General features: G+C 54.8%; 15 protein-coding genes. 13 read left to right on the top strand and 2 right to left on the bottom strand.

Translation table 11 applies throughout. The features are described from left to right. Nucleotides 1-35: 35 nt before the first annotated feature. The 9 genes from JE47_RS21495 to hypE all read left to right on the top strand — a co-directional run bounded on the left by JE47_RS21495 (nucleotide 36) and on the right by hypE (nucleotide 7,119). Nucleotides 36-563 (top strand): hydrogenase maturation protease, encoded by a 528-nt coding sequence (locus JE47_RS21495; RefSeq protein WP_031457893.1) that lies wholly within the window; start codon nucleotides 36-38, stop codon nucleotides 561-563. Continuing rightward, nucleotides 544-855: a hypothetical protein gene (locus tag JE47_RS21490; RefSeq protein ID WP_031457892.1), complete on the top strand. Its 312-nt coding sequence runs from the start codon at nucleotides 544-546 to the stop codon at nucleotides 853-855. The genes JE47_RS21495 and JE47_RS21490 overlap by 20 nt, the downstream gene beginning before the upstream one ends. Then, nucleotides 852-2,087 carry a hypothetical protein gene (locus tag JE47_RS0100550; RefSeq protein WP_031457891.1) on the top strand — a complete coding sequence of 412 codons (1,236 nt, stop codon included), beginning with the start codon at nucleotides 852-854 and terminating at the stop codon, nucleotides 2,085-2,087. The genes JE47_RS21490 and JE47_RS0100550 overlap by 4 nt, the downstream gene beginning before the upstream one ends. 117 nt (nucleotides 2,088-2,204) lie before the next feature. After that, nucleotides 2,205-2,567 carry a hypothetical protein gene (locus JE47_RS0100545; RefSeq protein ID WP_031457890.1) on the top strand — a complete coding sequence of 121 codons (363 nt, stop codon included), beginning with the start codon at nucleotides 2,205-2,207 and terminating at the stop codon, nucleotides 2,565-2,567. A gap of 15 nt (nucleotides 2,568-2,582) precedes the next feature. Further along, complete coding sequence (locus JE47_RS0100540; RefSeq protein ID WP_031457889.1) at nucleotides 2,583-3,440, top strand: NifU family protein; 858 nt, start codon at nucleotides 2,583-2,585, stop codon at nucleotides 3,438-3,440. Continuing rightward, nucleotides 3,437-4,546 (top strand): NHL repeat-containing protein, encoded by a 1,110-nt coding sequence (locus JE47_RS0100535; protein ID WP_031457888.1) that lies wholly within the window; start codon nucleotides 3,437-3,439, stop codon nucleotides 4,544-4,546. Before JE47_RS0100540 ends, JE47_RS0100535 begins: the two co-directional genes overlap by 4 nt. Before the next feature lie 59 nt (nucleotides 4,547-4,605). Next, nucleotides 4,606-4,878, top strand: coding sequence for a HypC/HybG/HupF family hydrogenase formation chaperone (locus tag JE47_RS0100530; protein WP_031457887.1), 273 nt, complete (start codon nucleotides 4,606-4,608; stop codon nucleotides 4,876-4,878). Next, nucleotides 4,865-5,980 (top strand): hydrogenase formation protein HypD, encoded by a 1,116-nt coding sequence (gene hypD, locus JE47_RS0100525; RefSeq protein ID WP_031457886.1) that lies wholly within the window; start codon nucleotides 4,865-4,867, stop codon nucleotides 5,978-5,980. The genes JE47_RS0100530 and hypD overlap by 14 nt, the downstream gene beginning before the upstream one ends. 83 nt (nucleotides 5,981-6,063) lie before the next feature. After that, a complete protein-coding gene (gene hypE / locus JE47_RS0100520; RefSeq protein WP_031457885.1) occupies nucleotides 6,064-7,119 on the top strand; it encodes a hydrogenase expression/formation protein HypE in 1,056 nt (351 codons plus the stop codon). Nucleotides 7,120-7,277: 158 nt separating this feature from the next. On the opposite strand, the gene pgl is transcribed toward hypE, so the two are convergent. Both pgl and JE47_RS0100510 read right to left on the bottom strand, forming a co-directional pair. Next, nucleotides 7,278-8,021: a 6-phosphogluconolactonase gene (pgl, locus tag JE47_RS0100515; RefSeq protein ID WP_031457884.1), complete on the bottom strand. Its 744-nt coding sequence runs from the start codon at nucleotides 8,019-8,021 to the stop codon at nucleotides 7,278-7,280. A 55-nt stretch (nucleotides 8,022-8,076) separates the two neighbouring features. After that, complete coding sequence (locus tag JE47_RS0100510) at nucleotides 8,077-9,495, bottom strand: LCP family protein (RefSeq protein ID WP_031457883.1); 1,419 nt, start codon at nucleotides 9,493-9,495, stop codon at nucleotides 8,077-8,079. A 132-nt stretch (nucleotides 9,496-9,627) separates the two neighbouring features. On the opposite strand from JE47_RS0100510, the gene gnd reads away from it, so the two are divergent. From gnd to JE47_RS0100490, 4 genes are read left to right on the top strand one after another with little or no spacing between them, the layout of a single operon-like run. Then, nucleotides 9,628-10,530 (top strand): phosphogluconate dehydrogenase (NAD(+)-dependent, decarboxylating), encoded by a 903-nt coding sequence (gene gnd, locus JE47_RS0100505; protein ID WP_031457882.1) that lies wholly within the window; start codon nucleotides 9,628-9,630, stop codon nucleotides 10,528-10,530. Nucleotides 10,531-10,542: 12 nt separating this feature from the next. Beyond that, the gene (gene zwf, locus JE47_RS0100500; RefSeq protein ID WP_031457881.1) at nucleotides 10,543-12,057 is read left to right on the top strand and encodes a glucose-6-phosphate dehydrogenase; all 1,515 of its coding nucleotides are present in this window, start codon (nucleotides 10,543-10,545) and stop codon (nucleotides 12,055-12,057) included. A 15-nt stretch (nucleotides 12,058-12,072) separates the two neighbouring features. Further along, a complete protein-coding gene (locus JE47_RS0100495) occupies nucleotides 12,073-13,227 on the top strand; it encodes a glucose-6-phosphate dehydrogenase assembly protein OpcA (RefSeq protein ID WP_031457880.1) in 1,155 nt (384 codons plus the stop codon). A 45-nt stretch (nucleotides 13,228-13,272) separates the two neighbouring features. Then, entirely contained in the window at nucleotides 13,273-13,641 is a 369-nt protein-coding gene (locus tag JE47_RS0100490) for a hypothetical protein (RefSeq protein ID WP_031457879.1), read from the top strand. The last annotated feature ends 47 nt before the right edge of the window (nucleotides 13,642-13,688 follow it).

Genomic DNA, 13,688 nt, shown 5'->3' with positions numbered 1-13,688 from the left:
TATCTTGCTTGCCCTGAGCTGGAAATAGACGGTGTATGTCTGAACAGTTGCTCATTGTCGGTTGTGGGAACCTGCTACGCGGCGACGATGCCGTGGGACCGGTGTTGGTGCGGCGATTGCTTGAACTGGGATTACCACCCGGTGTTGGCGTCGCCGATGCCGGCACCAGCGGGATGGATGTTGCCTTTCGGATGCGAGGGGTCGAGATGGTGATTCTGGTTGATGCCGCTCGCACTGGTGCCGAAGCCGGGACGATTTACTCTGTACCTGGTTCGATTGTTGAGCAGTTGCCACCGCTCACAGGGATTAACCTGCATGCGTTTCGTTGGGATCACGCACTGGCGTTTGGGCGCTGGCTGCTCAAAGATGAATACCCACGTTCAATCCAGGTGTATCTGATTGAAGGGGTCAATTTCACAATTGGCGCCCCGCTTAGCCCCCCGGTCGCGGCTCGTATGGAGGACTTGGCCCACCATCTTCACCATAACCCATGGCAACCATATCCGGGCTATGCCAGAGTGGTTGATAACAGTAGTGATCATCATGGAAACGTGGCTGCTTGAGCTGACAGCACAGGGCTATCTTCATCTACCGGCGACGCTGGCCCAACGTTATTTTCCGACCGATCTCCTGGTCGTGTTGCCGCGTGGAGATGAGGTTTGGCTGGTTCCACTCTGTGGTCCAGCAGCCGGAGGCTTACTGCTCAAGCAACGTAATGCACGTGGTGATCGGAGTGTCTTAATTTGGGAAGCATTACCGCCCGATGTAATGCCCGGTTGGCGGCGGGCAGTGTGGGATGCAACCAATGGCGTTCTGCGCATGACGTTACAGCCAGTTGCCGAGGAAATGGCATGAGCTATCTGACAATTCGTCCGCAACCGTTAGGAATTTTTGCTCTACCGGCCGGTTATCTTGTATTGCCGCCAACTGACGAACCCTGCGCTGCAACTGCGCTAGCTGCTTTGTTGCGCGGGGCAACCCCAACCGAGTGGCCAACTGCATGGCAGTTTTACGCTCATGCCCTGGCGGGTAATCTTTCGGTGGCTCTGGCCGCCTTGCCACCTTTTCCGCAACCGATTGCGGCATACAATCGGTATGTCTTGACCGGCTCAGCCGATGCTGATCTGCTGCTGTACGTGCTGCTCGATGAGGAGTTGGCCTGTTTGTACGAGATTGCTGCCTTCACAATGGGCCATCGTCATGAGTTGCCGTCGCTTGCTGCGGCAACCGGTGAAATTCGGGCACTTGGCTTGATCACATACGCCGCTGCTGCTATCGAACGCGATGATCTGTCGGCTGCGGATCACTACTTTGCGGAAGCCATCACTGCGGCTCTGCCTGTTTCACCGCCGCTGGCTGGTCAGATATATATTAACCGGGCCGAGCTGGCTATCCAAACCGGTGGCGAATTGACGGCGATCACGGCGTGGTTGCAAAAAGCACTTGATCTCATTCCCGCCGATGGTCTTGTTGAAGTACGTGCCCGTGCCGCGATGCAATTGGGCCAGATTTTACAAGAGCGTGCCAATGGTCAACGCAGTTTGCTCCAGGCCGTCGTGCGCTGCTATCAAGAGGCGTTGCGTTTCTTCCAGCGAGAGACCCACCCGCTGGAATTTGCGTTTCTACAGAACAACCTGGCTCTGGCATACCTGGCAATGCCGATGACCGAGGCCGGTGATCGTCTACGCGGTGCGATTGCCGTACAGGCATTGCGGGCAGCGCTGAGTGTGTACGATCCACACCAGCATCCGCAGGAATGGATGAGTGTGCGCATGAATCTGGCGAATGCCCTGCAATATGTGCATTCAGCGCACCCTGCCGATCATCTTCTGGAAGCGGTTTCCATCTACGAAGACCTGTTATCACGACGTGACCCGGTAGCCGATCCGGCGGGCTATGCCCGGTTGCTGGCAAACCTGGGGAATGCACTCGCTCACCTTGGTATCTTCGCCGAAGCCCGCGCACGTCTGATGCAGGCTGCCACTCTTTTTGCGCAGATTGGTGATGAGGGAGCCGTGGCAACGATTCACGAACTGCTGGCAAACATCGATCACCATGAAGCAGTGGTGAACAACGCGAGAGATTGAGTTCACGGCTTGGATTGCGTGCGGCACATTCGCGAGTGAATTAGCGTAGGTTATCGAATGCTATGAACATATCTTCCCTGAGTGGTAGCAGAGACAGAGAAACCGTTTGCCAGACCTATGGAACTATACCAACGTCAACAATTTGATCTGCTTATAATGATGGCCGTTGATCGCTTTGTTGAGCGCATCGTCCAACGTTGTGCTGGCGCCGAGACTGCTCTGGCCCGCCTGCGTAGCGATCCGCAAGGTGAAGGGGTCTGGCTTGATCAATTTGTCGCCGCAATGTTTCAGGATTTTCTGCTCGATAATCATGCCGGTGCCTGTTTTGTTTTGCAAGCGGTTGCAGGGCGAACCCTCCCTGCGTTACCTGCCGGCAAAATCGAGGATACGCTACAGATCATGGCACGCCGTGCATTTGCCGACATACTTGTGATGCGCAGTGAAGAAGTGCTGGAGCGTATGATCAGTTACGGTGAATGAGAGAACGAGATAGCTATGACCCAATCGCACACTGTCGCCGATGAACTCGAATCAGTAGCTGCCCGTGTTGATGCAGCGGTAGCCGCCGTAGCCAAACTGGAACCGTCGGCCCAGGCCGTTGCACTTGAGTTGAAACAGGCTATTGAGGCATTTCATAAGCTGGCACTCACTACGATGGTGCGCCATCTGAAGCAAGACCCGCGCGGCAAAGAGTTGTTGCTGGAATTGGTGGCCGATCCGGCGGTGTATGCGTTGCTGATAATGCATGGGATCATGCGCGCCGATCCGCTCACTCGTGCTCGACGTGTGCTCGACAATGCCCGGCCTTATATGCAGTCACACGGTGGTGATGCCGAGTTAGTTGATGTCCGGGACGGTATTGCTTATCTGCGTCTGCATGGATCGTGCAACGGCTGCTCGCTATCGGCGTTTACGTTGCGTAAACACGTTGAAGAGGTGTTGCTACGCGAAGTACCAGAGATCATCCGGCTTGAGGTACTCTCCGATCAACCGGTGCCAGCGATATTACGATCAGATGCGCAGACGCCACCAGATGAGAGCAGAGGCTGGGTGCGTGGCCCGGCAGTGTCGGCTGTGCCGTCTGGGCAGATGATCAGTATTCCGACCGAGCGCGGTAGTGTTCTCATTGTCAATGTTGCCAATCGTCTGAGTGCTTTCCGCAATGCATGCGCCCATCAGGGTCGTCCGCTGGATGGTGGAATGCTCGATCCAGAACATGGCACACTCACCTGTCCGTGGCATGGCTTCTGTTTTGATGTCGCGAGCGGTGAATGCCTGACGGCGCCCCAGGCCCAGCTTGAACCATTCCCGTTGCGTGTCGTGGATGGCTTTATTTGGGTGCGACCACAATGAGCACGTTCCACCCTGTACACTGGCTTGGTGCGCCAGCACCCGGTGGGCTGGCCCTACCGGCGGCGACGGCTACCCCAACCAATCTCTACGCACCACGCGGTGTGTATCTCGATCACGAACGGTTGATCGTGGTAGATACCGGTAATCATCGCGTGTTGATCTGGCATGGTCTACCCACAACCGATCATCAACCCGCCGATCTGGTACTCGGCCAGCCTGACTTCTATCACGAAGGCCCACGGGCAGCCGGTCGTGGCCCAACCAACGGGTTTCACGTCCCTACCGGCGTAACGGTAGCCGCAGATCGCTTATACCTTGCCGATGCCTGGCATCATCGTGTATTATGTTGGCATCGGATACCAGAACGGTCTGACACGCCGCCGGATAGTGTGATTGGTCAGGATTCGCTGTTTGACATCGAGCCAAACCGTGGTGGTGCAGTGGGTCCAACGACGCTCTACTGGCCGTATGGAGTAGCCTGGATCGCGGGGTGGTTTTACATTGCTGATACCGGTAATCGACGGGTCCTGGGATGGAAGGGTCTTCCAGAGGCCCATCAGCCGCCCGATCTGATCCTCGGCCAGGAAGATGGGTTTCAGAATGCTGAGAATCGTGGTGGCCACCTAACTGCTTGCAGCTTTCGCTGGCCGCACGCGATCGCTGGCGATGGCAAAACACTTTATGTCGCCGATGCCGGTAATCATCGTGTGCTGGGCTGGACACCGCCGCCAACCGATGACCGTCCTGCCGATCTGGTCTTGGGGCAGGCTGATATGCAGAGCGCCTTTGAACAACCGCACGTGCCACAGGGTGCGCAGCGCCTGCGTTTCCCTTATGCGGTGACCTGCTCAGCCGACCGATTGCTGGTTGCCGATACCGCAAACAATCGCATCTTGATTTGGCAACCGCTGCCACGGGTTGGTCTGGGTTTGTCGGCTAATGCCGTCTACGGTCAGCCTGATTTTGCCGCGAGCGGTGAAAATCGCTGGCAGGCTGTTGCGCCAGACTCACTCTGCTGGCCTTACGGTTTGTATGCGTTCGCGCAGTGGCTGGCCATTGCCGATTCGGGCAATAATCGTGTGATCGTTGCCCAGTATCGGCCATGATAGCCCGTATCTCACAGCCGAAGCCAAAGTTTTATCCGTCATCTGAAAGGAAAGATTGTATGTGTCTTGGCATACCCGGTCGCATTATTGAAATCTACGACAACGGCCTCACCCGCATGGGCAAGGTTGATTTCAACGGGATCGTCAAAGAGGTCTGTCTCGCTTACCTGCCCGAATTGCAGGTTGGCGATTACACCATTGTTCATGTCGGATTTGCCATCACCCGGCTTGATGAAGAGTCGGCTCATGAGACGCTTGCCCTCTTCCAATCGCTCGGTGTGCTTGAAGAGGAACTCCAGCCCAACACGGAGGATCGCCATGAAATATCTTGATGAGTTTCGCGATCCCGAACTGGCCCGACGGATGTTCGACCAGATTCGCCGGATCACAACCCGATCCTGGGCGATTATGGAGGTTTGTGGCGGTCAAACCCACTCGATTATTCGCAATGGTATCGATCAACTCCTTCCACCAGAGATCGAACTTATTCACGGTCCCGGCTGTCCGGTCTGTGTGACGCCACTGGAAATTATCGATAAGGCCTTAGCTATTGCGGCTCGACCTGAAGTCATCTTTTGTTCATTTGGCGATATGTTACGGGTTCCTGGTAGCCGCAAAGACCTCTTTCGCGTGAAGAGCGAAGGTGGTGATGTGCGCGTTGTCTATTCACCACTCGATGCAGTCAAACTTGCTCAGCAGCATCCCGACCGTGAAGTAGTTTTCTTTGCCATCGGCTTCGAGACCACTGCACCGGCCAACGCAATGGCAGTCTATCAGGCAGCCCGCCTCGGTCTCAAGAATTTCTCGATGCTGGTTTCGCACGTTCTGGTTCCTCCGGCCATTAGGGCTATCATGGAATCGCCCTCCAATCGTGTACAGGGTTTTCTAGCTGCCGGTCATGTGTGTAGTGTGATGGGTACTGCCGAGTACCAGCCGTTGGTTGAGAAATACCGCGTCCCGATTGTTGTTACCGGCTTCGAGCCACTCGACGTACTAGAGGGTATCCGACGAGTAATTCTGCAACTTGAACAGGGTAGAGCTGAACTTGAGAATGCGTATGAGCGAGCTGTGCGGCCTGAAGGAAACGTCGCTGCCAAACAGATGTTGGCCGATGTCTTTACCGTTACCGACCGTGCATGGCGCGGCATTGGTGTTATCCCGCGCAGTGGCTGGCGGTTGAGCGACCGTTACGCCGCATTTGATGCCGAGCGGCGGTTTGATGTAAGCAATATTCAGACCACCGAGTCGGTATTGTGTCGAAGCGGTGAGGTGTTGCAGGGACGCTTGAAACCGAATCAATGCCCAGCATTTGGGAAGGAATGCACGCCACGAACCCCGCTGGGGGCAACAATGGTTTCAAGCGAGGGCGCCTGTGCGGCTTACTATCAATACGGTCGCTTTATTCCAACGGCAAACGTTGGGATGAACGGGTAACACATTGCAGCGAGTGAGATACTATCGGTACTGAAGATCGCCATTCTTGAGCAACGCTACCAGTACAAACGCTGGATACCACTATGAATGAACCGCTTGACTTTAGCAATTGGACCTGTCCGACGCCACTGCGTGACTACCCCACCGTTGTGATGGGGCACGGCGCTGGTGGTAAGCTGTCGTCCGAACTGATCAATTATCTCTTTCTGCCAGCTTTTGGCACGCCGCGCAGCCCACTAACCGATGCCGCTGTGACCGAAGTCGGCAACAGCCGAATCGCTATCTCGACTGACAGTTTCGTTGTTCGTCCGTTGTTCTTTCCAGGTGGGAATATTGGTGAACTGGCCGTGAACGGAACGATCAACGACATTGCGATGATGGGAGCACAGCCGATAGCCTTGACTGCCAGCTTTATTCTCGAAGAGGGGATGCCGCTTGACCAACTCGGTATTATTGCCGAGAGCATGGGCCGCGCTGCCCGGCAGGCCGGTGTTCACCTGATTGCCGGTGATACGAAAGTGGTGGATCGCGGTCATGGAGATGGGGTCTACATTACCACTACCGGCTTTGGCTTGATCCCAAGCGGTATCAACATTGGTCCCGATCAGGCTCGTCCCGGCGATGCAATTATCATCAGTGGCCCAATTGGCTTACATGGTGTGGCGATTCTGAGTGTGCGCGAAGGTATTGAATTTGGCGCACCGGTTGTTTCAGATACTGCTGCCCTCCACAAACTGGTTAGCGTTATGCTTGCCAGCGGCACACGTATTCATGCGATGCGTGATCCGACACGTGGCGGAGTAGCTGCAGCTCTCAATGAGATTGCTCAAGCTGCCGGTATTGGCGTTGAGATTGTCGAACGCAATATTCCAGTACCTTCCGCTGTACAGGCAGCCTGTGAATTGCTCGGTATGGATCCGCTGCACATCGCCAATGAAGGGAAATTGATTGTATTTGTAGAGCGAGCTGATGCTGAGCTGTTACTGACTACAATGCGTCATCATCCGCTAGGCCGTGAGGCATCGTTGATTGGTTACGCAACTGCCGACCATCCCGGAGTTGTTGTTGCTTGTACCGGTATTGGTGGTACTCGTGTCGTTGATACGTTGATCGGAGAACAGCTCCCCCGTATCTGTTAGAGCATCTTCGCAAACCAATGCTCTGCCCCGCGTCACGTGGTGATATTCCTTATCTTCCCTCAGCCTCCTCCTCTCCCTCACGTGGAGAGAAAGGAGAGCTGAGGCTAGATAAAATACCTTGCTTCTACCGGTGTACTGAGGGTAACGAAAACCAGGCTTCAGCGTAGCTGTCCTCCTGCCGCTTGATCGAGCATCCAGATAACTTGCCCCTGGGTTGGTCTGACCAGACGGGTAGGTTGTGCGAGCGGATCACCTGTTTCGGCCAGTGCTGCTGCCACCGCTGCCGCCTTATCGGCGCCGCTCACCACAAACAGCATCAATCGCGCTGTACTGAGGGCTGCCGGTGTCAAGCTCAGACGTAACGAGGGTGGCTTCGGTGCATCGGGTACGACAACTGTCAACGTATTAGCCGTGATGCGCGTCAGCGATGGATGATGCGGAAAGAGTGATGCGGTATGACCGTCTGGACCCATCCCCAACAACGCGACATCGATCTGACCGTCGTGCGCATCCAGTAATGCCCGTACCTGTTGTTGGTAGATCATTGCCGCCTGCTCGGGGTCGCGATAGTAGGTTGGTATCGGGAAGATGTGATCTGACTGTACCGGAACATGATCGAGGAACGTTTGACGGGTAGCGCGATAGTTGTTCTCGACATCATCGAATGGTACATACCGCTCATCGGCAAATACGATGCTCACGACCTGCCAGTCAATCTGTTCACGGAACGGCTGCCCGGCAAGCAACGGATAGAGACGTGTTGCCAGACTACCACCGGAAAGGGCAATCAATGCCCGCCCACGCTCATCGATTGCAGTACGGATGTGCCTGGCTGTTACAGCAGCGGCTGCCCGATAGAGATCATCGGTATGCTCGTATACCTGAATTGATGGTTGGTTCATAGCTGTTCCTCTCTTCCTACCTGGCATCCCCCGCTGGTGAGAGGAAGTGGCGATGTTACTTCTCCCTTGCCGCGTCATCACCAAGAATCACTACGATCTCAGCTTCACTACTGATCCCCACCGGACGACCGACGATTAATTCGGCATTGAGGAATTGGGCTAATCGACGGGCAGTGAAGGGTGTGTTCCCAACCTGATAGACAACCGTGTGCGGATAATTGCCTGGTGGTGCATCGGCGGGGGCAAGAACCGTAAAACCGTTTGTTTCGAGCTGCGCGCTGGTACGACGGGCCAGACCCACCACACCGGTGCCATTGAACACCTGTACATGGGCCTGTTCGTTCGCTTCACTCGGTGGAGTCAGCCAACGGTTAACTATGGCCGCAACATCGCCATCGTTCCAGATCAGGTTGGTACCGTTTGTCTGTACCGCCACACTCCCCGGTTCGATCCGGTAACGGCCAATCAGTGCCGGATCAAGACTCCCCGCCAGTCGTGCCATTGCCAGCAACGAATCGAACCGATCAAACGGCAACGTTGTCAGGATAGCCGGAGTCTCACCGGTTCTGGCGATGGCATCACGCAGGCGTGGCAAAAGCAGGATGCGCTCTACCCAGTTACGTTGCTGAATCTCATGCACGATAGCCTGTACGACTTGTTGCTGCCGTTCGGTGCGCCCAAAATCGTTGTCGGCGTGACGAGTACGGGCATAGATCAACGCCCGTTCGCCATCCATACGCTGCGGGCCAGGTTCAAACTCTACCCGCATCACCCCATAATCGGCAGTCGGGTAGTTTTCATCTACAATACGTCGTGGCACATCGATAGTGATGCCACCAAGCGCATCTATCAGCGCTGCGAAGCCATCAAAATCGATCTGTACCACATAATCGACCCGCATGCCGCGCTGTTCAAGGTTGAGAAAGCGGCTAACTACATCAGCAGCGTAAGCCATGCCTGCCTGTTCTGGACTAACCCCGGACCCATAGAGTTCAGCAGCGTGACGATACCCGTAAGCATAAGCGGCGTTGATTTTGCTCGCCCCAAGTGCAGGTATATCGACTTGCGTGTCGCGTGGAATTGACAGTAAGTTGATCCAGCCTTCCATACCGTCAAACCGCACGAGTAGCAGTGTATCACTGCGTATCCCTTCTTCCGGGCGATCACGGCGTATATCAACGCCTACCACCAGAATGTTGGCGCCCAGCCAGGGTGAGGCAAACGTTGCTCCACGTGGATCACTGACGACAATCTGCTGCGCCAGTTGCCGTACCTGCCAGTAGCTCAGGCCAATCACCAGGATGATCAAGCCAACCAATCCTAACAATATCCAGCCGATTGGCCAGCGTCGTCGTTTAGGATTGGCGTGATGGGGCGAAGAACGATTCAGGTGGCGCATCACTCGCGTCTCGCCAGTATAAGGAACACCACCAGAGGGTGAGGATATATTTCGCCGTGGTGTAGAGTTTGACATTCGGTTGCTCCTGCAACAACATTGATCGCTGAACCCATTGAATTGTATCATCACGATCATCAGAGGGGAGTATAATGCCTGTGCAACAATTGTCAATACACCTACCTGCTTTGAATAATCAAGGAGCATATCATGGAAGTAGGTCTGATCGGTCTTGGACGTATGGGTGCCAACATGGCGATTCGTTTGCGACGAGGCGGGCACCGGGTGATTGTGTACAACCGCACTGTAGAAAAAGCACGAGCGTTGGCAGCCGAGCACGACATGATTGCCGCTGAAGAGCTGGCCGATCTGGTAGCAATGCTCACTCCACCACGAGTAGTCTGGTTGATGTTGCCAGCCGGTGCGGCTACCGACGAGCATCTGGCCGCTTTGACTCCACTCCTTTCGGTAGGCGACATTGTGATCGATGGCGCCAACAACAACTACAAGGCCAGTATTGCCCACGCTGAACAGTTAACAGCCCAGGGCCTGCGTTTTCTCGATGTCGGCGTGAGCGGAGGCATTTGGGGCTTGCAGGTAGGTTATTGTCTGATGGTCGGTGGTGATGAGGCTACATTCCGTCATGTTGAGCCGCTCTTGCAAACACTTGCGCCACCGGAAGGCTATTTGCTGTGTGGACCTCACGGTGCCGGTCATTTCGTAAAGATGATCCACAACGGGATCGAATATGGGATGATGCAGGCCTACGCCGAAGGCTTCGAGATCCTCCGCCAATCGCGATACGATTTCGATCTGGCGAAAATTAGTCATCTCTGGAATCAAGGGAGTGTTGTACGCTCATGGTTGTTAGAACTGGCCGAACGAGCATTTTCCGCCGATGCTGATTTGTCGAGTATCCGTGGCTACGTTGAAGATAGTGGTGAGGGTCGCTGGACAGTGCAAGAGAGCATTGATCTCAATGTGCCGGCGCCGGTTATTACACTGTCGTTACAGATGCGTTTTCGTTCACGCCAGGAAGATAGTTTCAGTATGAAAGTTCTGGCGGCCCTACGCCAACAATTTGGTGGCCACGCAGTAAAAAAAGTGGAGTGAGTTGACGTGACAATGGCTTTCCTGGACAATCCACTACGCACCGGGTTACGTATGGGCCGTACCCCTGAACCATGCACAATGGTCATCTTCGGCGCCAGCGGTGATTTGACCAGACGCAAGTTGGTACCTGCGCTGTACAATCTGGCCCGTGAACGTCGTTTACCGGCTGGCTTTTCGGTGGTCGGCTTCGCCCGTCGTGATTGGACCGATGAGTCTTTTCGCGAACTCCTATGCGAAGCCATCAATACAAACTCTCGCTCAGGGCCGGTTGATCCGGAATTGTGGGCCAGTTTTGCCCAGGGCATTTATTACCATTGGGGCAATTTTGACGATGCTGATGCGTATCGTCGTCTAGTCGAACGACTGGCGGCAATTGATAGAGAGCGTGGTACCGGTGGTAACCGCGTCTTTTATCTGGCAACCCCACCGGAAGCCTACCCAACCATTATTGCCCAATTGGGCACCCACGGTTTGGCTCGCTCGTCTGGCTGGACGCGCATCATTATTGAAAAGCCATTTGGTCACGATTTGACCAGTGCCCAGGCCCTCAACGCCGAAGTTCTGTCGGTTTTCAATGAAGATCAGGTCTACCGGATTGACCATTATCTCGGTAAAGAGACGGTACAGAATATCTTGATCTTCCGGTTTGCCAATGCCATCTTCGAGCCAATCTGGCATCGTAGTCATATCGATCATGTGCAAATTACTGTTGCCGAAACCATAGGTGTTGAAGATCGCGGTGGCTACTACGACACCTCTGGCGCCCTGCGTGATATGATCCAGAATCACCTGATGCAATTGCTGTGTCTGGTGGCAATGGAACCACCATCGGTATACGACGCTGATGCGGTGCGTGATGAAAAGGTGAAGGTCTTACGCGCCATACGTCCAATTGCGCTGCATGATACTGTACGTGGTCAATACGGGCCGGGCAGTGCCAATGGCCGACCGGTGCGCGGTTATCGCGAAGAAAAGGGTGTGTCACCGACGTCGCAGACCGAAACCTATGTGGCGTTGAAACTCTTCATCGACAACTGGCGTTGGGCTGGGGTACCGTTCTACTTACGCAGCGGGAAGCGCTTACCACGGCGGGTTAGCGAAATTGCCATCCAATTTAAGGCTGCCCCGACGATGATTTTCGCCGATACACCACTGAACGACCTTGAGCCGAACGTTCTGGCAATGAAGATACAACCCGATGAAGGGATTTCGCTCAAGTTTAGCTCGAAAGTACCCGGTCAACCGCAGATTCGCCCTGTCACAATGGATTTTCGGTATGGAGCATCGTTTGGGGTCACTTCACCGGAAGCATACGAACGTCTCTTGCTCGATTGCATGCTCGGTGATGGCACCCTCTTTACTCGTCGTGATGAGGTTGAAGCTAGTTGGACATTGTTGACGCCAATCTTGCGGGCATGGGCCGAAGGTCCACCACTGCCGTTTCCAAACTATGAAGCCGGAAGTTGGGGGCCTGTAGAGGCTGATGAGTTTATCGCTCGTGATGGTCGATCCTGGCGGCGATTATGAAATGGTGGAGTAGATATGAGCCAGACGGCAATCGATATTGGTGCCATCGAGCGCGAATTACGTCAGATGTGGCAAGAACAGGCCATCCATCCCAACGCTGGTGGTCAGGCAGTTATCCGAGCTTTGACCCTGAACCTGATAGCACGGGCGCCAGACGATGCCTGGGCAGAACAGATTCTCTCAGTTGCCCCAGGGTTGACTGCACAGCATCCCAATCGCACGGTGATAGTGATCGACCGTCCTGGTACAACTGTCGAAGTGCAAGCGCAGGTGCAAGCGCTCTGTACGCTTACCAATGCTGGCCGTACCCAGGTGTGTGGTGAACAAATTACGATCAGTGCGCGAGGGACGCCAGCCGGGCAACTGGCCGGACTGGTATTGCCGTTGTTGGTTCCTGATCTGCCGGTTGTCCTATGGGCGCCCGGTCCTCAACCGTTCGCCCAACCATTGGTACAACGCCTGTATCGGTTGTGTGATCGAGTCATTGTCGATTCAACGACGTTTACCGAACCACTGACAGAACTGGCTGAGCTGGCAACCTTTGAGCAAAAGGCAAAGGGTGCGCCAGCAGTGAGCGATCTGGGGTGGACTCGTCTGACCCCCTGGCGTGAGTTGGTGGCCCAGTTCTTCGACAGCCGTACCTTTTTACCGCACTTGCATCGGATCGATGAGATTGTGATCGAATATGCTGCCGGTACAGTAGTGAATCCGGTTGCAGCCCTGCTCTTTGTCGGCTGGTTAGCCAGTTGTCTGAAATGGGCGCCGCTTGAAGAAGCCGTTGGTGTTGAAGGTGAGACTATTCGGTTGTACTTGCGTCGGCCTGCGGTCGGCGTTGGGCCGGCAGCTATTCGGCTGGTGAGTGTGGAAATACGACCATCGTTATCTCCGGCCAGAGCAGGTCTGGCGAGCGTTGTGCTACGGGCCATCGATAATCAGCGGGCTGAGTTTGTGGTTGCGCAGACCGACGATGCAGGGCATGCCCGCACACGGGCAACTGTTGCCGATACTCCCCCGATTGAACGAATGGTAAAAGTTGATCCTGTGACGCTAACCGATCTCCTGAGTAGCGAGTTACGGCTCCTGAGCCGTGATCGAACCTTCGCGGCAGCGCTGAACTTGGCCGGTAGCCTGGCCAGGCGTTTAACAAGTTATCACAATGATCCACTATAATGTCGGTCTACGGTCAGTACGGCGTATTGTCTAAAGGTTGAATCAATGTTTCCCTTCACTGAACTTCTACTTAGCCCAATAGGTGTTGGTCTGCTGATCTTGATGCTGCTGTTGGAATGGCTGACGCTGGTGCAGATCAAGTGGCAACCGCTGTTCAGAGCCTTGGGGGATGCAGCGATTGCCAGTACAGTTTCATCGGTCGTCATTGGATTGCTCAGTCAGTTAATACTGTCCCTAGAGAACCCCCTGGTCGTGATCGTGGCAGCGTTTGCGCTAGCTGTACTGGTTGAGGGGTTCGTGTTTATGCTGATTCGCAAACGGAAAGCCTCGGCTTGCTATTTGGCGGCACTCCTGGCCAATACGGTGTCGTTTATCTTCTTCTTGATCTTTTATCTGTCTTTCTTCGCGATGTAATTTGGCGAAACTGTCGGGAAGGTACAGGGTATGATCAGGGGCGGGTA

It is taken from the genome of Chloroflexus sp. MS-G, from assembly GCF_000735195.1.
Lineage (GTDB): Bacteria > Chloroflexota > Chloroflexia > Chloroflexales > Chloroflexaceae > Chloroflexus.
This window is presented reverse-complemented; position numbering and strand designations above follow the sequence as displayed.